This window comes from Microbacterium oleivorans, assembly GCF_023715745.1.
Classification (GTDB): Bacteria; Actinomycetota; Actinomycetes; order Actinomycetales; family Microbacteriaceae; genus Microbacterium; species Microbacterium oleivorans_D.
In genome coordinates this window covers 964,543-988,301 of record NZ_JAMBOV010000001.1, presented here as the reverse complement: position 1 = coordinate 988,301, position 23,759 = coordinate 964,543, and the positions used below count along the sequence as shown (strand labels likewise).

The following is a 23,759-nucleotide window of genomic DNA, read 5'->3' as shown; positions in this document are numbered from 1 at the left end:
ATTGACTGGTCTTCCACCGAGCACCCCCAGCGCTCGCCGTCGAGCGAAGGTGAGAAGGAGCAGCCGATGCGATTCCGGCCGCTGCGATCCGCAGCCCCCAGTGCGAGCGAGGTCGTCGAGGTGACCGCTCCTCCCCCCCTCATGCGGGGGATCGTCTACGACACTCCCGGCGGAGCGGAGGCGCTTCGCGTCGCCGAGCTCCCCGTGCCGAAACCGGCCCTCAGCGAGCTGCTCGTGCGCGTCGTCGCCGCCGGGATCAACCCGATCGACGCCAAGACGCGTGCCGGCCGCGGCCTCCACGGGCTGGTCACCGATCCCACGACGAGCCCGCTCGGATTCGACTTCAGCGGTGTCGTGGTCGCGAGCCCGTTCGAGGCTCATCCCCTGCAGCCGGGTGATCCTGTCTTCGGCATGGTGCCGTTCCCGCGCTCCGGGGGGAGCTACGCCGACTACGTTGTCGTGCCCTCGCTGTCGGTGGCGCGCAAGCCTGCGTCCCTCTCCCATGTCGAGGCCGCGGGCGTGCCGGTCGCGGCCCTCACCGCGTGGGGACTCGTCGTGGAGACTGCTCATGCGCACGAGGGCCAACGCGTCCTCATCCATGCCGGCGCGGGCGGCGTGGGGCACTTCGCCGTCCAGCTGGCGGCCTATTTCGGGGCGCACGTGACGGCGACGGGCTCGGAGCGCAACCTGGGCTGGCTGCGAGAGCTGGGGGCATCCGTCGCCATCGACTACACGACCACACGCTTCGAAGAGGTCGTCGGCGAGGTCGACGTCGTCATCGACCTCGTGGGCAACGTCCACGCCGACACCGGCACGCGATCCCTGACGGTCCTGCGACCCGGCGGTCTCTATGTGATGGTGCCCACGGGGGCGTGGGACGGATACGCGGATGCCGCAGCGGCGGCAGGCGTGCGCGCCACGTCGTACAAGACCGTCCCCGACGGTTCCGCCCTCTCGACGCTCGGTCGCCTCCTGGACTCGGGTGCCGTCCAGGTCTACATCGATCGGGTCTTCGACCTCGCCGACGCGGCCGACGCGCACCGAGAGCTCGAACTCGGGCACACGCGCGGCAAGGTCGTGCTGAGCGTGGCGGACGCCTGATGCGCCGCATCCGCCTCGTCGTCCGAGGCATCGTCCAGGGCGTCGGGTTCCGGTTCGCGATGCAGCACACCGCACGTGCGGCCGGTGCCACAGGATGGGTGCGCAACCTGTCGAACGGCACGGTCGAGGCCGAGGTGCAGGGCGACGCGGCTGCCGTCGAGGCGGTCGTCGACTGGGCGGCGAAGGGGCCGCGCGGGGGTGTCGTCGACGACGTCGTCCTGACCGAGGTCACGCCGCAGGACGACGAGGCGGACTTCGAGATCCGCCGCGACGCCTGACGCGTCAGTCCTCGAGGGGCCGGAGGATCCGGTCGAGGAAGCGCCGGGTGCGCTCGTTCTGCGGCGCCGTGAACAGATCACGAGGGTGGCCGCTTTCGACGATGACACCGCCGTCGAAGAAGACCACCTCGTCGGCGACCTGCCGCGCGAAGCCGAGCTCATGGGTGACGATGACCATCGTCCATCCCTCGTCGGCGAGCTCCTTGAGCACGAGGAGCACCTCGCCCACGAGCTCCGGATCGAGCGCGCTGGTCGGCTCGTCGAACAGCAGGACCTCGGGAGCGAGCGCCAGCGCCCGCACGATGCCGACCCGCTGCTGCTGTCCGCCGGACAGCTCGTGCGGATAGGCATCCCGCTTCTCTGCCAGTCCGACGCGAGCGAGCAACCGCTCGGCGTCGGCGACGGCCGCATCCTTCGCGATCCCCCGCGCGTGCACGGGTCCCTCGATCACGTTCTCGAGGACCGTCAGGTGCGGGAACAGGTTGTGGTGCTGGAAGACCATCGCGGAGCGGTCCCGCAGCGCGGCGCGCTGCCGCTTCGCCACCCGCCCCTTGGTCGACTCGGCGAAGTCGTGCGCCTGGCCGTCGGAGAAGCTGACCACCCCGGCGTCGGGGGCCTCGAGCCCGTTGAGGCAGCGGAGCACCGTGGTCTTGCCCGAACCGCTGGGACCGATGAGGCAGACGACCTCACCGCGACGCACGGCGAAGTCCACGCCGTCCAGGACGACGTTGTCACCGAAGGACTTGCGCAGCCCGGTGACCTTGAGGAGGGGTGCATCAGTGTGCGACACGGCGATCGAGCCTCCGTTCGATGCGGTCCTGACCGAAGGAGAGGACGAGGCAGAAGAGCCAGTAGATGACAGCGGCCTCGATGTAGACGACGAGGAACTCCGAGCTGAACGCGGCGATGCGCTGCGCCGCGAGGAACAACTCGGCGACCGTGATCTGGGCGACGAGCGACGTGTCCTTCACGAGCGAGATGAACGTGTTCGACAGCGGGGGGACCGACACGCGGGCGGCCTGCGGCAGGATGATGCGGCGGAGCGCCGTCGCCCGCGGCAGCCCGACCGTGAAGGCCGCCTCCCACTGCCCCTTGGGGACCGAGAGGATGGCAGCGCGGATGACCTCGGCGGCGTACCCGCCGACGTTCAACGACAGTGCGATCACCGCGGCCGGCCAAGCCTCGAGGCGGATGTCGATCTGCGGCAGACCGTAGTAGACGACGAAGATCTGGACGAGCAGCGGTGTGCCGCGGATGACGGAGATGTAGAACCGGGCGACGCCCGACAGCACCCGGTTGCCCGAGATCCGCATCAGCGCCGCGGCGATCGCCAGCACGAGACCGACCGCGAACGAGACGACCGCGAGGGGGATGGTCACCGTCACCCCGGCGACGAGCATCGGCCAGAACGAGCTCAGGACCAGCTGCCATGTGTCGGCGTCCACCGGCATCCTTTCGCAGAACGGGCGACGGGCTCGACGGGCGCCTCACAGCGCCACGCCGAGCCCGCCGGGGCCGGAATCACTCGGTGACGTCGGCTCCGAAGTAGGTCTCGCTGATCTTCGCGAGGGTTCCATCTTCGCGCAGCTCGTCGAGCGCGTCATCGATCTTCTCGATCAGGGCCGTCTTGTCTTTGGTGGCGACGACGGCGCTCTGGGCGGGGTCGGTCTCGGCCGCGATCTTCAGGCCCGTGGGTCCGTTGGTCTTCTCGTAGTCGAGGAACGTCAGCTTGTCGTTGACCGTGGCGTCGACCCGGCCCTGACGCAGCAGCTCGACGGCCTGCGCCCATCCTTCGATGGGGGTGACGTCGGCACCGGCCTCCTCGGCGAGCTGGAAGAAGTTGCTCGTGAGCGACTGCGCGGTCTTCTTGCCCTTCAGATCGGCGAAGCTCGAGATCGAGTCGTCGTCCTCCTGCACCACGACGACGCTCGGCGAGACGGTGTACGGCTCGCTGAAGAGGTACTTCTCCTCGCGCTCGGGGTTGATGGAGACCTGGTTGGCGATGACGTCGACACGGCCGGCGTCCAGACCGGCGAAGATGCCGTCCCACTGCGTCTCCTGGAACTCGACCTTCAGGTCGAGCTTCTCGGCGACCGCCTCGATGATCTCGACGTCGTAGCCGACGAGCTTGCCGGTCTCGTCGTGGTAGGTGAAGGGACGGTAGGTGCCCTCGGTCGCGACCGTCAGCGTGCCGGACTCGGCGAGTCCGAGGTCCTCTCCACCGGCGGCCGGCTGCCCCGAGTTCGTCGAGCAGGCGGTCAGCGCCAGGACGGTGCTGAGGGCGAGTGCTCCGAGAGCGGCGGTACGACGGGACATGGATCTCCTTGGTGAGGGGGTGGAAGGCGGTCGCGCACCAGCGGTGGCGGGCGCGACCCCCCAGTACAACACGCGGAGCCGTGAGATCTTCCCCGCGTGACGGACTGTGTCAGCGCGGCAGCCCCGCAGCCAGCTCTGCGAAGACCGCCGCCGCGTCGTCCTGCCGCGACAGCCCGGCGGCCTGCCCGGCCCACAGCGACACCAGGTCGCGATCGTGCGGGGCGGCGGAGCGGAACGCTCCCGTCAGCCAGTTCTGCGCGGGGAAGGGGGCGATCGCCCCGGCGCGCTCGATCGTGTGCACTGCCCGATTCGGGATGCCGCGGGCCAGGCGACCGCTCATCGCCCGGGTGAGCACCGTATCGGTGTCGGTGGCCGAGGCCAGCGCCGCTCGGTGCCCGTCCGACGCCGCCGACTGCCGCGTGCGCAGGAAGGCGCTCCCCACCTGCACCCCGGATGCGCCGAGCGCGAAGGCGGCGGCGACGCCTCTGCGGTCCGCGACGCCTCCGGCCGCGAGGACGGGGACGCCGACGGCGTCGACGACCTGCGGCACGAGGGCGAAGGTGCCCACGAGCGACTCCTCGGCGCGCCGCAGGAAGCTCACCCGGTGACCGGCCGCCTCGGCACCGCTCGCCACCACGGCGTCGACACCACCGTCCGCCAGCGCCACCGCCTCGGCGACCGACGTCGCGGTGCCGAGGACGCGGATGCCACGCCGGTGCGCCTCGGCCACGACGCCCGGCGCGGGCACGCCGAAGACGACGCTGAGGGCTGCAGGTGCGGCATCCCACACCGCCTCGAGCTGTTCTTCCCAGGAGGGCAGGAAGGATGCGGGCAGTGACGGCGGCTCGACACCCGCTGCCTCGAACAGGGGAGCGACGGCGTCGCGCGCCGCCGTCAGGTCGACCTCGTCGGGGCGCACCTCGTCACCCGTCGGCAGCCAGAGGTTCAGAGCGAAGGGTCGGCCGGTCGCGGCGCGGAGCGCGGCCGCTGTCTCGCGGATGCGATCGCCGGAGTACCCGTACAGCCCGAAGGAGCCGAGGCCGCCCGCCTCGCTGACACTCGCCGTCAGAGCGATCGAGGAGAGTCCGCCGAAGGGACCCAGCACGATCGGGGCGTCGATTCCCAGGAGCGTCTGCAGATCACCGGCCACGCTCCCGACGTTACCAATGCCGGGAACGACGAAGGGGCCCCACCCGGAGGTGGAGCCCCTTGCTGTCAGTGACCTCAGACGAGAGCGTTGACGTCCAGCGGGATGCCGGGACCGAACGTGGTCGAGATGGCGCCCTTCTGGATGTAACGGCCCTTCGCGCTCGAGGGCTTCAGGCGCACGATCTCTTCGAGAGCGGCGGTGAAGTTCTCGTTGAGTTGCTCAGCCGTGAACGACGCCTTGCCGACCACGAAGTGGACGTTGGCGTGCTTGTCGACACGGAACTCGATCTTTCCGCCCTTGATCTCCTCTACGGCCTTGGCCGGGTTGGGGGTCACGGTGCCGGTCTTGGGGTTCGGCATGAGGCCGCGGGGTCCGAGGACCTTACCGAGGCGACCGACCTGGCCCATGAGCTCGGGGGTGGAGACCGCCGAGTCGAACGCGGTGTAGCCACCGGCGACCTTCTCGATGAGCTCGGCGCCACCGACCTCGTCCGCACCTGCGGCGATGGCCGCTTCGGCGGCGGGACCGGTCGCGAACACGATGACGCGGGCGGTCTTGCCGGTGCCGTGGGGCAGGATGACCGTGCCACGGACCATCTGGTCCGCCTTGCGCGGGTCGACGGCGAGCTTCAGCGCGACCTCGACGGTCGAGTCGAACTTCGCGGAGCCGGTCTCCTTCGCGAGGGCGACAGCCTCCTCGGAGGAGTAGAACGTGGAGCGGTCGATCTTCGCCGCTGCTGCTTCGTAAGCCTTGGACTTAGCCATGATGATCTTCCCCTCAGTCCTCGACCGTGATGCCCATGGAGCGGGCGGTGCCGGCGATGATCAGCGAGGCGGCCTCGATGTCGTTCGCGTTCAGGTCGGGCATCTTGGTCTCGGCGATCTGACGGACCTGGTCCTTGGTCAGCTTCGCGACCTTGACGGTGTGCGGGGTCTTCGAACCCTTGGCGACGCCGGCGGCCTTCTTGATGAGCTCCGCAGCGGGCGGGGTCTTCAGGACGAAGGTGAAGCTGCGGTCCTCGTAGACGGTGATCTCGACGGGGATGACGTTGCCGCGCTGCGACTCGGTCGCGGCGTTGTACGCCTTGCAGAACTCCATGATGTTGACGCCATGCTGACCGAGCGCGGGGCCGATCGGCGGCGCCGGGTTGGCGGCACCGGCGTTGATCTGAAGCTTGATCAGGCCGGTCACCTTCTTCTTCGGTGCCATTCCTCTTCCTTTCACGAGCGGGACGGATGCCCCGTTCTCCCACGGCCCCGGCGGTTCCGGGTCGTGGTGGTGTCCGTGCGCGCGACGAAGCGACACACAAACCACATGAGTCTACCGCATCCGGCATCCCCGGGCGAATGGCGAAGGCCCCGCCGCAGCGGGGCCTTCGCGACGCGTCTCTTACTGCTTGGTGACCTGGTCGAAGCTGAGCTCGACCGGGGTCTCGCGCTCGAAGAGCGAGACGAGGACCGTGAGCTTGCCGCTCTCGGGCTTGATCTCCGAGATCGACCCGGGCAGGCCCGCGAACGAGCCCTCCTTGATCGTGATGGTCTCACCGATCTCGAAGTCGACCTCGGTGACGACCGAACGCGCCTGCGTGGCGGAGCCCTTGGCGGCACCGGCCTTGGCGGGGGCGACCTCCTTGGCCTCGACGAGGGGCTTCAGCATGTTGAAGGCCTCTTCGAAGCGCAGGGGCGTGGGGTTGTGGGCGTTGCCGACGAAGCCGGTGACACCGGGCGTGTGACGCACGACCGACCAGGTGTCCTCGTTGAGCTCCATGCGGACCAGGACGTAGCCGGGGATCCGCACGCGGTTGACCATCTTGCGCTGGCCGTTCTTGATCTCGACGACGTCCTCCATCGGGACCTCGACCTGATAGATGTCGTCCTCGACCTCGAGCGTCGACTTGCGCTGCTCGATGTTGGCCTTCACCTTGCGCTCGAAACCGGCGTAGGAGTGGATGACGTACCACTTGCCCTCGAGCGAGCGCAGCTCCTGACGGAACGCCTCGTACGGGTCCTCGGGGGTCTCGTCCTCGTCCTCGTCCTCGCCGAGCTCCGGACCGTCGTAGGGGGCGACCTCGTCGGCGGCGGCGGCGGCGCGCTCGGCCTCTTCGTCGGCGAGCGACTCGGTGAGCACCTCGGCTGCGGCCTCGGCCTCATCGGCCTGGTCGATCTCGAGCGCGTCGTTCACGATGCGGTCGGCCTCAGGGTCCTCGATCACGACGGCATCCTCTCCGGTGGGCTCGTCATCTGCGGATTCGTCGTCCTCGATGTGCAGCGCGGCGTGCTCGGCGGACTCGGCGGAACGCTCCTGGCCGGCCAGGACGTTGCCCTCCTGGGCCTCGTCGTCCTCGCTGGACTGCTCCGCGGCGGTCGACCAGTCGGCGTCGTCGACATATCTTTCGGTCACGTCATTCACTTCCCTGCAGGTTCGGCTTCGATGTTCAGCGGTGAGGCGGCGGATTCTCCGGATGATCCGGGATGCCGTCCGTCACCGCGACGGATGGTCGTCCGTTCGTCAGCTCGGCACGTCGAAGACGATGTCCGTGACCCAGGTGAAGAGCAGGTCGAGCCCGTACACGATCGCCATCACGACGACGACGAATCCCAGGACAACGAGCGTGAACTTGACGAGCTCCTGCCGGGTCGGCGTGACGACCTTGCGGAGTTCGGCGATCACCTGGCGGATGAAGAGGGCGATCCGCTGGAAGAAGTTGAGCTTCTTCTCACGGGTGGCGCCGCTGCTGGCAGCGACGACCTCGCCGTTCGGCTCATCCTGGACCATTCAACCCACCTGTTGCTCGGTTCGAGTCAGCTGACGCTGACGCGCAGGGCGGACAGGAATCGAACCTGCAACCTGCGGTTTTGGAGACCGCTGCTCTGCCAATTGAGCTACCGCCCTAAGGTCTTGCGACCCGGGGATCCGCATCCCGTCCGACCCATGGGCACGGCAAAAGAATGCAGACAACTGCGCACACCAGCATACGGCATGCCTTGCGGGGTGGCGAACGCACGCACTCCCACGCGACCGCCGAACGGCATGGCTAGGCTTGTTCGGCCGTCGCGTCGCGGCAGCGCCGGAGGGGGTTCCGGCGCACGCACGATCAACGATCTCGAGGAGCCCGGTGACCGACAGTTCCGCCGCCCACCAGTTCCAGGTCGACCTCCGGGGGGTCATCGATCTCCTCAGTCGGCACATCTATTCGAGTCCGCGCGTGTTCCTGCGCGAACTCCTGCAGAACGCAGTGGATGCGATCGCCGCCCGACGCGGCCTCGACGGCGGCGGGGGCCGCATCCGGATCACCCCCGTGAGCGACGCGTCGGCCGAGTTCGTCCTGCGGGACGACGGCATCGGACTCACCGAAGCCGAGGTCGCCGATCTGCTCGCGACGGTGGGGCGCAGCTCGAAGCGCGACATCTTCGACCTGCCGCGCAGCGACTTCCTCGGTCAGTTCGGGATCGGGATGCTGTCGTGCTTCATGGTCTGCGACACGATCGTCATCCGCTCGCGCAGCGCCGCCGGCGGTGACGCCGTCGAGTGGACCGGGCACGCCGACGGGACCTTCACCGTCGCGCCGCACACCGGTGACGTCCCCGTCGGGACGAGCGTCCACCTGACCCCGCGACCGGATACGCGCTCGCTCCTCGGGACGAGCACGGTGCTCGAGCTCGCCGAGACGTTCGGGCGATACCTGCCGCACACCGTCGTCGTCGATCTGCCCGGCGGCGGCGAGGCCACCGTGACCGAGAGCGCACCCTTCCTCGACGGCGACCTGGAACGTCAGCTCGGCTACGGCCGCGAGCTGATCGGGGCGGAGCCGCTCGACGTCATCCCGCTGCACGTGCCGGGCACGCAGACCCGCGGCGTGGCCTTCGTCCTGCCCTTCGCCCCTCCCCCGGGCGCCCGCCAGAGCACCCGCGTGTACCTGCGACGGATGCTGCTGACCGAGCGCGCCGACGACCTGCTCCCCGCCTGGGCGTTCTTCGCACGTGCCGTCGTCGACTCGGGGGCGCTGCACCCGACGGCCAGCCGCGAGTCCCTGGTCGACGACGACGCGCTGGAGCAGACGCGGCAGGAGATCGGCGAGGCGATTCGTCGCTGGATCCTCGAGCTCGCACTGCAGGATCCGGTCCGACTCTCGCAGTTCGTGTCGATCCACGAGGTCGCCCTCAAATCCCTCGTCCGCCACGACGACGAGCTCGCGCGTTTCATCGTGCGCTGGCTCTCCGTCGAGACGACCGCCGGGCGACTGCGCATCGAGGAGGTGGCGCGCCGGTTCCCGCTCGTCCGCTTCGCCGAGACCGTCGACGAGTTCCGTCAGGTGGCGAGCATGACCGCATCGAGTGGTGTCCTCGTCAACGGCGGGTACCTGTACGACGCCGACCTGGTCCGCCGCATCCCCGAGCTGTTCCCCGGCGTCGAGGTCGAGCGCGTGGACGTCGTCGGGCAGATCGACCGGCTGGACCTGCCGCCGCTCGATGACCGCGCGACCGCCACCGGCCTCGAGGATCGCGCCCGGGGTGCGCTGCCGGATGTCGACGTCGTCGTCCGGAGTTTCGAGCGGCCGGAGCTGCCGGGGCTGTTCGTCGCCGACCCCGAGGTGCTCCGCGCACTCGACCGCGGGCGCGCCCGGAGCGCCGGCGGCGCCCTGTGGGGTGGCGTCCTGGACCGTGCGGCGAGCATCGTCTCCGCGGGGCGAGGCGTCGACGAGCCCGCCGCGCGGCTGTGCCTCAACTGGACCAACCCCATGATCCGCAGGCTCGCCGCGACCGCGCCCGGCCGAGTGTTCGAGCTGAGCGTCCAGCTGCTCTACGTGCAGTCGCTGCTGGCCGGCCATCATCCGCTGGGACCGGACGACCGCGCCCTCATGTCGACGGCGCTGACCGAACTCGTCGACCGCGCGATCGCCGCCGACGCACCGCCCGCGACCGAAGGAGTCTCATGACCGGTTACGCCACCCGCATACGTTCCCTCTTCGACGAGATCGACAACACCCCGTGGGGGCCGCAGGAGCAGGCTCTCGTCGCGCAGGCGGTCGCCCTCGCGCAGGAGAGCGGGGACGAGCGGCTGGAGTACGAGGCGCGCCTGCGGCAGACCTCGAGCGCCAACATGAGCGGCGACACCGACCTCATGCTGACCTCGTTCGCGTGGTGCCTCGCCCACCACGACGCCGATCCCGAGCGCTTCCCGGCGACGGTCGAGCCGGCGGGCGACCTGCTCTGGCAGTACAAGTGGATGGCGAGCGCCCTGGCCGGGTCGCCGGAATTCTCCCCCGCGCAGATCGGTGCGGTGCTCGATGACATGGAGGCGCACTACGAGCGCGCCGGCATCGGCCCGAGCGGCGTGCTCATGGCGCGGTTCGAGGACGCCTGGGCCGCCGGCCGCATGGACGAGGCGACCGAGCTGCAGCGCACGCTCGAGGCGACCCCCCGCGACGACTACAGCCACTGCGACGCGTGCGTGCGCAGCCAGTTCGCCGGGTTCTTCATCGAGACCGGCCGGGAAGACGACGCCATCCGGCTCGTCGGCGAGATGATCGAGAACGGCTTCTCGTGCGGCGAGGAGCCCGAGCACGCGCTCTCGCGCATCCTCCTGCCCTACCTGCGCGCCGGCATGTTCGACGAGGCCCGCACCGCGCACCTGCGGAGCTACCGGCTCGCGAAGGACAACCCCGACAACCTCGCGATCGTCGCCAAGAACGTCGTGTTCTGCGCGGTGACGGGCAACGAGGCGCGCGCCCTCGCGCTCGTCGAGCGGCACCTCCCCTGGCTCGTGCACGACGGCCTCAACGCCGATGCGCACGGCGCTGCGCTGGGGTCGTTCGCACTCGCCCTCGACGCCGTCGGGGCGGCGGGCCACCCGGATCTGACCGTCCGCGGCGCCGACGCCGATGCGCTCGCGCCGGTGTTCGGGACGCACGACGGGCCGTGGCGAGTCGACGAGCTCGCCGCTGCGGCCTGGGCGGCGGCGGCGTCGATCGCGGCGGCCTTCGATCGCCGCAACGGCACCGACGCCCACACCCGCACCCTCGAGCGGCTGCGAGAGACCGGTGCGGAGCGCTACGACGTCCCGATCCGCACGCACGACTTCTCGTCCGTGGCGACTCCCGCCCCCGCCGTCACGCGAGAGGAGCGACTCGAGCGCGCCGTCGCCCTCGCGCACGCGGGATCGTCCGCCGCCCTCCAGCCGTTGACCGAGCTGGTGACGGATGCCGCGCCCGCCGAGCGCGTGAGGCTGTCGTCGCACCTGCTGGGCGGCCTCGTCGCGACCGAGCGTATCGACGAGGCGGAGGCGTTCCTCCCGCAGCGGATCGCCGCGCTGCGCGCGGCCGGACACGCCGCCCAGGCCGATCTCGAGGAGCGCCTCGGTCTGCTCCTGTTCGGGAAGGATCTCGCCGAGGCGGGCGCGCTCCTGCAGGACGAGGTCGGCGCGGCACAGGCCGCACCCCCGGAGGTGCGCGCGGACCTGCTTCAGACGCTCGCCGTGGCACGGATGTACGAGGGCGCCTTCGCCGAAGCCCGCGAGCACGCGCGCACGGCCGCCCTGCTGTTCGCCGAGGCCGGCGACGAGTCCCGTGAGCAGGGTGTGCGGCTGCTCGAAGTGGATGCCGCAGCATCCGCTTCCCAGTTCGACGACGCACGGGAACTGGCGGCCGACCTGTTGGCCGCACCCCTGAGCGACGGCCGCCGCGCACGGACGCTCGCGTCGCGGGCGCGCCTGCGCGGCGTCGCCGAGCAGTTCGAGGCGGGTGCCGCGGACGCCGACGAGGCCGTGCGGCTGCTGCTCTCGCTCGGCGCCGACGACCTGCGCGTGGGCGAGGCGTTCCTGCTCGCCGGTGCGCTGCACGAAGACGCCGGAGCGGCCTCCCTCGCCGCCGGACGGTATCGGTCCGCAGCGGAGCGGTTCGAGTCCGCCGGCGCGCCGACCGCCCATGCGCGCTACCGGCTCGGGCGAGCGCTCATTGCGGCGGACATGCCCCAGGAGGCGACCGACGCGCTCCACGAGGTGCTGCAGGAGGAGACGGCAGCCGAGGTCCCCGCAGGGTCCCGGGCGATCACCGTCGGCCTGATCGCCCGCGCCTACGAGGGCGCGGGCGACTACGGCAACGCCGTCGGCGCGTGGGGATTCGCCGCCGACCTGCACGAGGAGGCCGGCGAGGCCGAGGGGCAGGCGCACGCGCTCGTGCAGCAGGGGCGTCACCTCGGCAACTTCGCCGAGTTCGACGACGCCGTGCTCGCGTTCGACACCGCGATCAGCCTGATCCGGGGCAGCGAGGATCAGGTGGGGCTTCTCGCCGAAGCCCTGCACCTGCTCGCACAGGCCAAGATGCAGCGCGGAGACGAGGACGCCGTCGCCGTCGTCGACGAGTCGCTCGCCCTCGGTCGCGCGAACGACGCACACTGGTACGTCGCCGATGTGCTCGACACGCGCGCGCGGCTGTTCGCCTCCCGGGGCGAGACCGACGTGGCGGTGGCCACCGCTCTGCAGGCGGCGGACGCGTTCGCCCACGCAGGTGATGCGCCGTCCGGCGCCGGCTCGGAACTGCTGGCGGCCCGGCTCCTGGTCGGCGCGGAGAGGCCCGCCGATGCGGTGGCGGCGTACCGCTCGGCCCTCGACCACGCCGGGGAGAACGAGCCCGTCCGCCAGCAGGCGGCACTCGAGCTCGGCGACGTCTACGAGAGCCTCGGACGCCACGCCGACGCAGCGGAGATCCGCGCGACGGTCTCGATCTGAGACGCACGACGAGGGGGCGGCATCCGATCGGATGCCGCCCCCTCGTCGTCCCGTCAGCCGACGCGGATGAGCTTCTTGTTGACGAACTCGTCCGCCGCCAGCAGCCCCATCTCGCGGCCGGTGCCGCTGCGCTTGATGCCGCCGAAGGGCAGCCCCGGCTCGTCGGCGAGGACCAGGTTGACGTAGACCATGCCTGCGTCGATCTTGTCGGCGACGCGCGTCGCCTGCTCGGGGTCGGTCGTGTAGACGTACGACCCCAGCCCGAAGGGGGTGTCGTTGGCGAGGCGGACCGCCTCGTCCTCGTCGGCGACCCGGTAGACGACGCCTGCGGGACCGAACAGCTCCTCACGGTAGACGTCCATCTCGGGCGTGACGCCGGTGAGCACGGTCGGCGCGAAGAACGCGCCGTCACGGGTGCCTCCGGTGACGATCGTCGCGCCCTGGGCCGCGGCATCCTGGATCTGCTTCTCGAGACGCTCGGCGGCGGCGAGCGAGGACAGCGGCCCGAGGACGGTGTCGGAGCTCCACGGGTCGCCGACGCTCGCCGCCGACATCTTGGCCGTGAACGCCTCGACGAACGCGTCGTACAGGCCGTCGACGACGATGAAGCGCTTGGCCGCGTTGCACGACTGGCCGGTGTTGTCCAGACGCGCGTCGACCGCCGCCTGTGCGACGGCGTCGATGTCGTCGGTGGAGAGCACGATGAACGGGTCCGACCCGCCGAGCTCCAGCGCGACCTTCTTGAGGTTCCGTCCGGCGACCTCGGCGACGGCGGCACCGGCACGCTCCGAGCCGGTCACCGAGGCCCCCTGCAGCCGCGGGTCCGCGATGACGTCGGCGGCCTGCTCGTTCGTCAGGTAGACGTTGGTGTACGCCCCCTCGGGGAAGCCCGCGTCACGGTACATCGCCTCGATGGCGGCTGCCGACTCGGGGCACTGCGGCGCGTGCTTCAGGAGGATCGTGTTGCCGAGCGCCAGGTTCGGCGCCGCGAAGCGGGCGACCTGGTAGTAGGGGAAGTTCCACGGCATGACACCGAGGAGCACGCCCAGGGGCGTCTTGCGGATGACGGCGGTGCCGTCGCCGTCGATGGGGACGGGGGTGTCGGCGGTGATCTCGTCGATGTGGTCGGCGTAGTACTCGGTGATGTCGGCGGCGAAGTCGACCTCGCCGAGCGCCCCGTCGATCTGCTTGCCCATCTCGCGGACGATGATCTTCGCGAGCTCCTCGCGACGCTCGCGGTGCAGCTGCGCGACGCGGCGCAGCAGGTCGGCGCGCTCGGCGGGGGTGGAGGTGCGCCCCCACCCGCGGGCGGTCTCGTCCGCACGCGCGAGTGCGCTCTCCACCTCGTCGGCGGTCGCGGTCGGGTAGGTGGCGTGGGTCTGCCCCGTGGCGGGGTCGATGACGGCGTAATCGCTCATGATGCTCCTCTTCGTCCCGCTCACGCGGGGATCAGGGTGTACTTCACGTTCAGGTATTCGTGGATGCCTTCGAGGCCGCCTTCGCGACCCATGCCGGACTGCTTGACACCGCCGAACGGCGCGGCGGCGTTCGAGACGACCCCGACGTTCAGCCCCATCATGCCGGTCTCGAGCCGGTCGATCATCCGGTGGCCGCGGGCGAGGTCCTGCGTGAAGACGTAGGAGACCAGGCCGTACTCGGTGTCGTTGGCGAGGCGTACGGCCTCGTCCTCATCGGCGAAGGTGGTGATGGCGAGGACCGGTCCGAAGATCTCCTCGCGCAGGATCGCGCTGCCGGGCACGACGCCTGCGACGACCGTCGGCTCGTAGAACGTGCCCGGCCCCTCGAGGGCGTTGCCCCCGGCGAGGATGCGGGCGCCGCGCGCGACGGCATCGCCCACGAGCTCAGTCGCCTTCGCGACCGCACGGTCGTCGATGAGCGGGCCGATCTGCACGCCGTCCTCGGTGCCCCGGCCGATGGTCATGTCGCTCACACGCTCGGCGATGCGCCGGGAGAACTCGGCAGCGACCGCCTCGTGCACGATGAAGCGGTTGGCCGCCGTGCACGCCTGACCGATGTTGCGGAACTTCGCGAGCATCGCGCCGTCGACGGCCTTGTCGAGGTCGGCGTCCTCGAACACGACGAACGGCGCGTTGCCGCCGAGCTCCATCGAGACGCGGAGGACTCCTTCGGCCGCCTGTGCGATGAGCTTCTGGCCCACGGGGGTCGAGCCCGTGAAGGAGAGCTTCCGCAGCCGCGGGTCGGCGATGATCGGCCCCGAGACCGAACTCGACGACGCCGTCGTGATGACGTTGACGACACCGGCGGGCACCCCCGCCTCCGCGAGCAGCTGCGCGAAGAAGAGAGTGGTGAGCGGCGTGAGCTCCGCCGGCTTGATCACGACGGTGCAGCCCGCGGCGAGCGCCGGGGCGATCTTGCGGGTCGCCATCGCGAGCGGGAAGTTCCACGGGGTGATGAAGAAGGAGGGACCGACGGGCCGCTGCGAGACGACCATCCGCCCGGTGCCCTCGGGATTCATCCCGTAGCGCCCGGTGATCCGCACCGCCTCCTCGCTGAACCAGCGGAGGAACTCGCCGCCGTAGGCGACCTCGCCGCGCGACTCCGCGAGGGGCTTGCCCATCTCGAGCGTCATGAGCAGCGCGAGATCCTCCTTCCGCGCCTGGACGAGATCGAAGGCGCGACGCAGGATCTCGCTGCGCTCCCGCGGGGCGGTCGCCGCCCACGCCTCCTGCGCGGCGACAGCCGCGTCGAGGGCCCGGATGCCGTCGGACGGCGAGGCGTCCGCGATGCGGCGGATCACCTCTCCCGTCGACGGGTCGAAGACGTCGAGCGTCTTACCCTCCTCGGCATCCACCCACTGGCCCCCGATGAAGAGCTGGTTCGGGACGGCGGAGAGGAGCTCGGACTCGCGGGAGGTCATCGGATGTTCTCGCTTTCTGCGCGCAGCTTCCGCGCGCTGGGGGGTGCGTCCATCGTGAGCGTCTGCCCGCGGAAGAACGCCGGACGGCGAACGGACTGCCAGATCATGGTGAGGATGCCCACGACGATGATCAGCATGCCGAGGATGAAGACCAGTCCCACCCCGAACACCTCGGAACCGGATCCGTAGGCCGGGTCCATCGAGTCGATGAGCGTCGTGACGAAGATGACGGCGAGGATCACCCCGCCCACGAGCGGCGACACGAGCGTGAACAGGAAGGACCGGACCGAATCGAACCACTGCCTGCGGAAGTACCAGACGCACGCGAACGCGGTCAGCCCGTAGTAGAAGCAGATCATCATCCCGAGGGACAGGATCGTGTCGGTGAGGACGTTCTCGCTGAGGAGCCTCATCACCGCGTAGAACACGGCGGCGACGACGGAGGACACGATCGTCGCGAACCCGGGTGTGAAGAACCGCGGGCTGACGGCGGCGAACCGCCGCGGCAGGGCGCCGTAATGCCCCATGGCGAGCAGCGTGCGCGCCGGTCCGACCGCCGTCGACTGGAGGGATGCCGCTGAGCTCGACAGCACCGCCAGCGAGACGAGGAACGCCAGAGGCCCGAGCACCGGGCCCGACAGGGCGAAGAAGACGTTCGCCGAGATGTCCTCGTTGCCGAGCCCGAGCTCACCGGTGCCGACGCCGGCGAACATCATCAGACTGACCGACAGCGCGAGGTACAGCGCCATCACGACGACGACCGTCACCATCGCGGCGCGGCCAGGCGTGCGGTCGGGGTCCTTCGTCTCCTCGTTCATCGTGAGGACGACGTCCCAGCCCCAGAAGATGAAGATCGACAGCGAGATCCCCGCGGCGAAGGCGCTGAAGCTCGACACCTCGAACGGGTTGACCCACGACCAGTCGAAGGCGAGGTGGTCGATGCCGTCTCCGCTGAAGCTCTTCACGAAAGCGGCGACGGCGAACAGGACCAGCACGACGACCTGGAATCCGACGAGGACGTACTGGAACTTCTGCGTGGTCTGCATGTCGCGGTAGGACACGAGCGTGGCGCCCACAAGGAACAGGAGACACACTCCGACGTTGATGAACGGGTTGAAGGCGAGGTCGGCGATGGCCTCGTTCCCGGTGATCTGTGCGATCAGCAGGAAGAGGAACTCGACCGCGATCCCGGCGAGGTTCGACAACACGATGACGGTGGCGGCGATCAGCCCCCATCCCGTCATCCAGCCGATCCACGGGCCGAAGGCGCGGACACCCCACGTGAAGCTCGTGCCGGAGTCGGGCATCACCCGATTCAGCTCGCGGTACCCCAGAGCGACGAGCAGCATCGGGATGAACCCGACGAGGATCACGGCGGGGACCTGGACACCCACAGCGGAGACCGTGGGTCCCAGGGAGGCGGTGAGCGTGTAGGCGGGGGCGATGGTGGAGACGCCGATCACGACGGCTCCGACCAGGCCCACCGTTCCGGCGCTCAGGCCCTTGGCGGAGATCGCGGCGTCTGTGGCCCCGGGGATCTTCTCTGCGGCGTGCTGGCTCATCGTCGAGCTCCTTCGGGTCAGCGGGACTGTTCGGGGGTGCGGGTGCGGGGCACGACGACCATCGGGACCGGGATCTCGCTCAGCAGCTTCGCCGCGACGGAACCCAGGAAGAGGCGACGCGGCTGGGCCAGGCGGCTCGAACCGACGAGGATCAGCTCGCCCGGCAGCCAGTCGAGGTGCGCGACGGCGTCCTCGATGCTGTCGCCCTTCGCCGTCACGATGTCGGCCCGGACGCCCTCGGGGATCGCGGCGAGCACGTCGTCCAGGACCTTCTCGGCGTGGGCGGCTCCAGCGAGGCGGATGACGCCGGTGTCGACCGACGGCGGCAGGTCGACTGTGACGAGCGAGACGAGCCGCAGCGACGCCCCCGTGGCCGTCGCGAGCGCGACCGCCTCCTCGAGGAGGACGTCGGCACCGGCCCGCGTGCCGACCGCGACGGTGAGTCGCGGCACACCGGCATCCGTCACCCGCTTGCGGGCACCGCGCGGCACCAGGACGACCGGGACGTCGGACGAGTGCAGGAGCTGGCTGGTGGTCGACCCGAGCCGGTGACGACCGCGCGCTCCCCCGTCGGCCGCGCCCACCACGAGGTGCGAGGCGCCGAACTCGTCGGCGGCCTCGACGAGGCCCTCCGCGAACGAGTCGGCGTACCGCGCGTGCTCCCGGTGCACGACGCCCGCCGGGACGCCGGCGGTGGCCTCGGCGAGCCAGGACTCGGCCTGGCCGAGCAGGTACCGGTCGTAGGAGGCGTCGGGCGGGGTGATGACGCTGCGTCCCTCGCCCGGCAGGACGAGCACGATGTCGAGTTCCGCGCCGGATGCCGCGGCCAGACCACCCGCGACCGCGACCGCGTCGCGGCCGGCTTTCGTCGCGGTGTACCCGACGACGATGCGGCCGCTCATACCCGGCCGTCCGCGAGGATGTTCCGGGCGGCGAGGCGGCCCATGCGGATCGCCCCGTCGACGTGCTGGTAGCCGGCGCCGGCGATGTCGCTGCAGGCGAAGTGGATCGGACCGACGGGCGTGCGCACATCCGCGCCGTACCGGTGGAGTCCGCCCATGTCGAAGCTCGCCGCGTACGCGCCGCGGGTCCACTCCTCGGTGCCCCAGTCGCTCTCGTAGTAGACGACCGGGTCCTTCGCCTCGGGGCCGTAGTAGTGCGACAGGGACTCGAGGATGCGCTCCTTGCGCTCCTCGGCGCTGAGCCGGAACATGTCGTCCGCGTTCCGGTCCGACACGAAGCCGACGAGGGTGCCGCGGGGGTCCTCGTGGTTCGTGTTGTCGTACGCCTCGTGGCAGATCTCGTACGGGCTGAACGCCGTGCCCGAGAGCCCCTTCTCACGCCAGAACGGCGTCTCGTAGACCGCGTGCACCTTGATCACGAAGCCCATCGAGATGTGCTGGTGCATCTGGTGCTGCAGGCGCGGCATCGGGGGGACGAACGAGATCCGGTCGTAGAGCACGGGCGCGAGCGCGAGGATCGCGCTGCGGGCGCGGACGGTGAGTCCTTCGGCGTGCACCGTGACACCGGCATCCGACCACTCGAGCGTGCGCACCGGACGGTTCAGGAGGACGTCGTCGCCGAGGCGCTCGGCGAGGAGGACCGGCACCTGCTGGAGGCCCCCCACGACACGCTTGTCGAGGATGAAGTCCGCGTCGACGAGGTGCGAGTAGCTGCCCGCACTGGCGGCCATGAGGAGGGACTGCAGAAGCGAGAACGCGTGCGTCGGCTTGGTGAGCATCGCCGACCCGGTCGCGAAGGCGAGGTTCCGCACCGCCTCGTCGTCGTCGGTCTGCTGGCGCAGCCACGCATCCCACGTGATGGTGTCCCACTCGGCGGCCTTCGGATGCGCGTACGGCCGGTCGGGGTCGATCTCGGCGACCATCGCGTCGAGTCGGCGGGTGATCTCGTCGATCGTCCGCTCGGTCTCGGGGCTCACGGGGAACATCTCCCCCCTGAAGCGGGAGACGGTGCCGTCGGGCCCGACGTAGACGCTGTCGCCCTCGCGGTAGCGGCTGAAGGTCTCGAGGCCGAGTTCGGCGACGGTGTCGATGAGCGCGTCCTGGTCGGGCGAGACCCACTGGCCGCCGAGCTCGAGCATCGCGCCATCGATGACGTCGGTCCACAGGCGCCCGCCGACGCGTTCGCGCGCCTCGAGCACGGCGACGGACAGGCCGGCCTTGCGCAGTTCGTTCGCGGCGGTGAGCCCGGCGGCGCCCGCTCCCACGATCACGACGTCACGGGTGATCTCAGTCATTCACGGCTCCTTCGTCAGCGAGGTGGTCGTCGGCGCGTGGTCGGGCCGGCGACGGAGGTTGCGCCGCACGAGCGGCCAGAACACGAGCAGGACGGCGGTCGCGATGAGGCTGGTCCACACCTGGGCGCGGCCGGACTCGGTCGTCAGCATGATGGCGACCACGGCCACGATCGCGGCGATGAGCAGGATGTTCAGCCACGGGTGCAGCCACACCTTGAGCTTCAACGCGGCGACCTCGTCGGGCGTCATCTTCTGCCGCAGCCGCATCTGCGTGAGAGCGATGAAGACGTAGACGAACAGGGCGACCAGACCCGCCGAGTTCATGATGAAGTCGAAGATGCCCGAGCTCGGCGCGACGAAGTTCACGAGCGTCGCGATCAGCCCGCCGATCGTCGACGCGAAGAGGGCGAACACCGGCACACCTGTCCGCGAGCGGCGGGCCACCACCTTCGGGGCGAACCCCTTGTCGGCGAGCGCGGCGAACATGCGCGAGGCCGAGTACAGGCCGGAGTTGAGCACCGAGATCACGGCGGTGAAGATGACCAGCTGCATGATCACGTCGGCGAAGGGGATGCCGAAGCGGGACAGCGCGATCGTGAAGGGCGCGTTCGCGACGTCCGTCGGCACGGGCAGCTCGTCCCACGGGACGACGGTGACGATGACCAGGACGGACCCCACGAAGAAGAGGAGGATCCGCCAGATGATCGTGCTCGTGGCCTGCCGGATCCCCTTGGCCGGGTCGACGGACTCGGCCGAGGCCATGACGGCGATCTCGGTGCCGAAGTACGAGAAGATCACGAGCGCGACGCCGGTGAAGGCGACGCCGATGCCGTTGGGAGCGAACCCGCCGTGCTCCCAGAGGTTCGGCACCGCGAACGTCGCATCCGGCCAGAGCCCGAGGGCGAAGAGGATGCCGGCGCCCAGGAAGACGACGATCGCGAGCACCTTGATGCTGGCGAGCCAGAACTCCACCTCGCCGAAGGTCCGCACCGAGATGACATTCGTGCCCACGAAGATCGCGATGAGGATCAGCGACCACGCCCACGACGGCAGCGCGGGGAGCCAGGTGTGCAGGGTCTCGCCGCCGAGCACGGCCTCATAGGCGAGCACGCCGACCCAGAAGTACCAGTACAGCCAGCCGACGAGATAGGCGGCCCAGTCACCGAGTCCGACGCGCGCGTACTCCATGAAAGATCCGATGGCGGGGCGCGACGCCGCCATCTCGCCGAGCATCCGCATCGCGAAGAAGACGAGCAGGCCGCCGATGAGGTACGACACGATCGCGGCCGGTCCGACCTCGCGGATCACATTTCCGGACCCGACGAACAGGCTCGCCCCGATGATCCCGCCGAGGGTGATCATCGTCACGTGACGCGAGCGCAGCTTGTTGGAGCGGGCCTGCGTCACCGCGCCGAGCCCCGCCGACGTCTCGGGAGAGACCGGCTGCGACCAGTTGTCGGACCCCGCCATACTCAGACCGTCTTCAGCGCCTGCGCGAGGACGTCGAGGCCCTCGGTCAGCAGGTCGTCGCTGATCGACAGCGGAGGCAGGAAGCGGATCACGTTGCCGTAGGTGCCGCACGTGAGCACGATGACCCCTTCGGCGATACAGGCCTTCGCGACCGCGGACGTGAGCGCACCGTCCGGCGCCCCGGTCGTCGGGTCGACGAACTCGATCGCGATCATGGCGCCGAGTCCACGCACCTCGGCGATGCGGGGGTCGGATGCCGCCATCGCGCCGAGCCGAGCCGTCAGCAGCGCCTCGATCCGCTGCGCGCGCTCGATGAGACCGTCGTTCTCGAACGCGTCCATCGCGGCGAGCGCGGCCGCGCACGCGACGGGGTTGCCGCCGTACGTGCCGCCGAGGCCGCCGGTGTGCGTCGCGTCCATGATGTCGGCGCGTCCCGTGACCGCGGCCAAGGGCATTCCCCCAGCGATGCCCTTGGCCGTGGTGATCAGGTCCGGAACGATGCCGAAGTGCTCGCTCGCGAACATCGCGCCGGTGCGGGCGAAGCCCGACTGCACCTCATCGGCGATGAAGACGACGCCGTTCTCGCGGCACCAGTCGACGACCGCGGACAGGAACCCGTCGGCGGGGACGACGAAGCCGCCCTCACCCTGGATGGGCTCGATGATGACGGCGGCCAGGTTGTCGGCACCGACCTGCTTCTCGATCATCGAGATCGCGCGGGCCGCGGCATCCGCGCCGGACAGTCCGTCACGCAGCGGGTACGAACCGGGCACGCGGTAGATCTCGGAGGCGAAGGGACCGAAGCCGCTCTTGTAGGGCATGGACTTGGCGGTGAGCGCCATCGTGAGGTTGGTGCGGCCGTGGTAGGCGTGGTCGAAGGCGACGACGGCCTGCTTGCCGGTGAACTTGCGGGCGATCTTGACGGCGTTCTCGACGGCCTCGGCGCCGGAGTTGAACAGGGCGCTTTTCTTGGCGTGGTCGCCGGGGGTGAGCCGGTTGAGGTTCTCGGCGACCTCGACGTACGACTCGTACGGCGAGATCATGAAGCACGTGTGCGTCAGCTGCGCCGCCTGCGCGGCGATCGCCTCGACGACCTTCGGATGCGCGACGCCCACGGTGGTGACGGCGATGCCCGAGCCGAGGTCGATCAGCGAGTTGCCGTCGGCGTCGACGACCACGCCGCCGCCGGCGGCGACGGCAGCGATCGGGACGGTGTGCCCGACACCCGCAGCGACGGCGTCGGCCTTGCGCGAGAGCAGCTCCTGCGAGCGGGGTCCCGGGATCGCGGTCTCGAGGCGGCGCTCCTGGGGAAGGGACGGTCCGCCCAGGGGCGTGGTGACGGCTGCGGTCGAGGTGCTCATGCGGCGAGCGTAGGGGCGACCGGACGCGCGGTCATTCGCCATGACGTCTATTCTCGGTTCATCGCTGTACATCGCGTACACCGGGAGGGAGCCGACATGGTCACCCGTGATGCGGAGCCGACCCTGCGCGCCCTGCTCGCGCGCCGCGAGCTCGCGCTGCGACTCGCGGACGGCGAGGACGCGCTCCGGCCCGGAGCCCTGGACCGACCCACGCGATGGGTGCACAGCTCGGACCTCGACGATCCGACACCGTTCCTGGCCGAGGACCTCGTCCTGCTGACCACCGGCACGCAGTTCCCGGCCGGTGAGGACTACCCGTTCGACGCGTACGTGCGGCGCCTGGTCGACCGCGGCGTCGCGGCGCTCGGATTCGGGACCGAAGTCGTGCGCGACGGCATCCCCTCGGGGCTCGCAGCGGCGTGCCGGAACGCGGGGCTGCCCCTCTTCGAGGTCCCCTACAGCACGCCGTTCATCGCCGTCGCCCGCGCGAACGCCGAGGCGGTCGCGGCGCAGGCGTACGCGCGGCGCACGTGGGCGCTCTCGGCACAGCGGGCCCTCGCCCTCGCCGCCCTGCGGCCCGACGGTCTCGGCGCCACGATCGCCGAGCTCGCCAAGCAGCTGGACACGTGGGTCGGGATGTACGACGCCGCGGGCGAGCTGGTGCGCGAGCACCCGGTCGGCGCGCTCTCCCCCGGCGCGGCCGAGACGCTGCGGACCGAGGTGGGTGCGGTGCTCCGGCGCGGCGCGCGCGCCGGGTCGTCGCTGCACTCGGACACGGACGCGTTCACCCTGCAGACCCTCGGACGCGGCGGCGAGCTGCGCGGTGTCCTCGCGATCGCCGCGGGCGAGCTCGACCGCGCCGGCCGCGACGTCGTCACCGCGGTGATCGCGATGGCGGGGCTCGCGCTCGAGCAGCACCAGCGTCTGTCGCGCGCACGCAAGGCGCTGCGTTCGGGGATGGTGCGGTCGCTCCTCACCGGCGACCCGGCACTCGCCCGCCAGATCTCCCGGGACGTGTGGGGCGCCCTGCCCGCCGCACCGGTGGTCGTCGCGGTGACGGATGCCGCCGGCCGACGCGCGGACTCCCTGCTCGACCTGCTCGAGCTCCGCGCCGAGGAGCGCCACGGGGGCCTGTTCTTCGGCGGGGTCGATGACGACGTCGTGATCGTGGTCCCGGCATCCGCCGCCGCTTCCCTCGACGAGTTCGCCGACCGCTTCGAGGCGCGGCTGGGAGTGTCCGAGCCTGCACCGTACGCCGCGTTCGCGCGGGCGGTGGATCAGGCCCGCGCGGCGCGCGGCCGGGCGGCGGGTGCTGGTGTCGCACGTTTCGCGGAGGTGCAGGCCGGCGGCATCCTGTCGGCGCTGTCGGCGGGGACCGCCCCCACGGTCGCCGCCGCCTTCCTCGAACCGCTGCGTCGGCAGGACCGCGAGCACGGCGGGCGGCTCGAGGAGACCCTGCGCGCATGGGTCGCCGCGGACGGCTCGAACGACGGCGCCGCGGCAGCCCTCGGCGTGCACCGACACACCGTCCGCAGCCGCCTCTCCGCCGCCGAGCGGGTGCTCGGCACAGATCTGTCCTCCTTCGCCGGCCGCGCCGAGGTGTGGGCCGCCCTCCAGCTCGGAGGCTGACGCACGGGCAC

At 70.5% G+C, this 23,759-nt stretch carries 20 protein-coding genes and 1 tRNA gene; 5 read left to right on the top strand and 16 right to left on the bottom strand.

Going from position 1 to position 23,759, the window contains the following annotated elements; translation table 11 throughout:
* Window positions 1–66 precede the first annotated feature (66 nt).
* Entirely contained in the window at window positions 67–1,101 is a 1,035-nt protein-coding gene (locus M3190_RS04640; RefSeq protein ID WP_251578854.1) for an NADP-dependent oxidoreductase, read from the top strand.
* Window positions 1,101–1,379, top strand: coding sequence for an acylphosphatase (locus M3190_RS04635; protein WP_251578852.1), 279 nt, complete (start codon window positions 1,101–1,103; stop codon window positions 1,377–1,379). The genes M3190_RS04640 and M3190_RS04635 overlap by 1 nt, the downstream gene beginning before the upstream one ends.
* Before the next feature lie 4 nt (window positions 1,380–1,383).
* On the opposite strand, the gene M3190_RS04630 is transcribed toward M3190_RS04635, so the two are convergent.
* The 9 genes from M3190_RS04630 to M3190_RS04590 form a co-directional block, all read right to left on the bottom strand.
* Window positions 1,384–2,169, bottom strand: a complete 786-nt coding sequence (locus M3190_RS04630) for an amino acid ABC transporter ATP-binding protein (RefSeq protein WP_251578850.1) — start codon at window positions 2,167–2,169, stop codon at window positions 1,384–1,386.
* Window positions 2,156–2,830, bottom strand: a complete 675-nt coding sequence (locus M3190_RS04625; protein ID WP_251578848.1) for an amino acid ABC transporter permease — start codon at window positions 2,828–2,830, stop codon at window positions 2,156–2,158. The genes M3190_RS04630 and M3190_RS04625 overlap by 14 nt, the downstream gene beginning before the upstream one ends.
* Window positions 2,831–2,900: 70 nt before the next feature.
* Window positions 2,901–3,695 (bottom strand): amino acid ABC transporter substrate-binding protein, encoded by a 795-nt coding sequence (locus M3190_RS04620; RefSeq protein WP_251578846.1) that lies wholly within the window; start codon window positions 3,693–3,695, stop codon window positions 2,901–2,903.
* Window positions 3,696–3,804: 109 nt separating this feature from the next.
* Window positions 3,805–4,845: an NAD(P)H-dependent flavin oxidoreductase gene (locus M3190_RS04615; protein WP_251578844.1), complete on the bottom strand. Its 1,041-nt coding sequence runs from the start codon at window positions 4,843–4,845 to the stop codon at window positions 3,805–3,807.
* Window positions 4,846–4,919: 74 nt separating this feature from the next.
* The gene (gene rplA / locus M3190_RS04610) at window positions 4,920–5,609 is read right to left on the bottom strand and encodes a 50S ribosomal protein L1 (RefSeq protein WP_064002981.1); all 690 of its coding nucleotides are present in this window, start codon (window positions 5,607–5,609) and stop codon (window positions 4,920–4,922) included.
* A 13-nt stretch (window positions 5,610–5,622) separates the two neighbouring features.
* Complete coding sequence (gene rplK / locus M3190_RS04605; protein ID WP_064002980.1) at window positions 5,623–6,054, bottom strand: 50S ribosomal protein L11; 432 nt, start codon at window positions 6,052–6,054, stop codon at window positions 5,623–5,625.
* A 180-nt stretch (window positions 6,055–6,234) separates the two neighbouring features.
* Window positions 6,235–7,245 (bottom strand): transcription termination/antitermination protein NusG, encoded by a 1,011-nt coding sequence (gene nusG / locus M3190_RS04600; protein ID WP_251578842.1) that lies wholly within the window; start codon window positions 7,243–7,245, stop codon window positions 6,235–6,237.
* A 108-nt stretch (window positions 7,246–7,353) separates the two neighbouring features.
* Entirely contained in the window at window positions 7,354–7,620 is a 267-nt protein-coding gene (gene secE / locus M3190_RS04595) for a preprotein translocase subunit SecE (RefSeq protein ID WP_064002978.1), read from the bottom strand.
* 44 nt (window positions 7,621–7,664) lie between these two features.
* Window positions 7,665–7,737: transfer RNA gene (locus M3190_RS04590), tRNA-Trp, on the bottom strand.
* Between the two features lie 223 nt (window positions 7,738–7,960).
* Between M3190_RS04590 and M3190_RS04585 the strand changes: the two genes are divergently transcribed.
* Both M3190_RS04585 and M3190_RS04580 read left to right on the top strand, forming a co-directional pair.
* On the top strand, window positions 7,961–9,781 hold the full coding sequence (locus tag M3190_RS04585; RefSeq protein ID WP_251578831.1) for an HSP90 family protein: 1,821 nt from the start codon (window positions 7,961–7,963) through the stop codon (window positions 9,779–9,781).
* Window positions 9,778–12,570 (top strand): tetratricopeptide repeat protein, encoded by a 2,793-nt coding sequence (locus M3190_RS04580; RefSeq protein ID WP_251578822.1) that lies wholly within the window; start codon window positions 9,778–9,780, stop codon window positions 12,568–12,570. The genes M3190_RS04585 and M3190_RS04580 overlap by 4 nt, the downstream gene beginning before the upstream one ends.
* Window positions 12,571–12,623: 53 nt before the next feature.
* On the opposite strand, the gene M3190_RS04575 is transcribed toward M3190_RS04580, so the two are convergent.
* The 7 genes from M3190_RS04575 to gabT are packed head-to-tail and all read right to left on the bottom strand — an operon-like array spanning window position 12,624 to window position 22,119.
* On the bottom strand, window positions 12,624–13,988 hold the full coding sequence (locus tag M3190_RS04575) for an NAD-dependent succinate-semialdehyde dehydrogenase (protein ID WP_251578814.1): 1,365 nt from the start codon (window positions 13,986–13,988) through the stop codon (window positions 12,624–12,626).
* A 20-nt stretch (window positions 13,989–14,008) separates the two neighbouring features.
* Window positions 14,009–15,469: an NAD-dependent succinate-semialdehyde dehydrogenase gene (locus tag M3190_RS04570; protein WP_251578806.1), complete on the bottom strand. Its 1,461-nt coding sequence runs from the start codon at window positions 15,467–15,469 to the stop codon at window positions 14,009–14,011.
* Complete coding sequence (locus tag M3190_RS04565) at window positions 15,466–17,031, bottom strand: APC family permease (protein ID WP_251578798.1); 1,566 nt, start codon at window positions 17,029–17,031, stop codon at window positions 15,466–15,468. The genes M3190_RS04570 and M3190_RS04565 overlap by 4 nt, the downstream gene beginning before the upstream one ends.
* 17 nt (window positions 17,032–17,048) lie before the next feature.
* Window positions 17,049–17,933, bottom strand: a complete 885-nt coding sequence (locus M3190_RS04560; RefSeq protein WP_251578790.1) for a universal stress protein — start codon at window positions 17,931–17,933, stop codon at window positions 17,049–17,051.
* Complete coding sequence (locus tag M3190_RS04555; protein WP_251578781.1) at window positions 17,930–19,288, bottom strand: flavin monoamine oxidase family protein; 1,359 nt, start codon at window positions 19,286–19,288, stop codon at window positions 17,930–17,932. The genes M3190_RS04560 and M3190_RS04555 overlap by 4 nt, the downstream gene beginning before the upstream one ends.
* Window positions 19,289–20,758 (bottom strand): amino acid permease, encoded by a 1,470-nt coding sequence (locus M3190_RS04550; protein WP_251578774.1) that lies wholly within the window; start codon window positions 20,756–20,758, stop codon window positions 19,289–19,291.
* A 2-nt stretch (window positions 20,759–20,760) separates the two neighbouring features.
* Window positions 20,761–22,119: a 4-aminobutyrate--2-oxoglutarate transaminase gene (gene gabT, locus M3190_RS04545; protein WP_251578766.1), complete on the bottom strand. Its 1,359-nt coding sequence runs from the start codon at window positions 22,117–22,119 to the stop codon at window positions 20,761–20,763.
* A gap of 96 nt (window positions 22,120–22,215) precedes the next feature.
* On the opposite strand from gabT, the gene M3190_RS04540 reads away from it, so the two are divergent.
* Window positions 22,216–23,748, top strand: a complete 1,533-nt coding sequence (locus M3190_RS04540; RefSeq protein ID WP_251578734.1) for a PucR family transcriptional regulator — start codon at window positions 22,216–22,218, stop codon at window positions 23,746–23,748.
* Window positions 23,749–23,759: the final 11 nt, after the last annotated feature.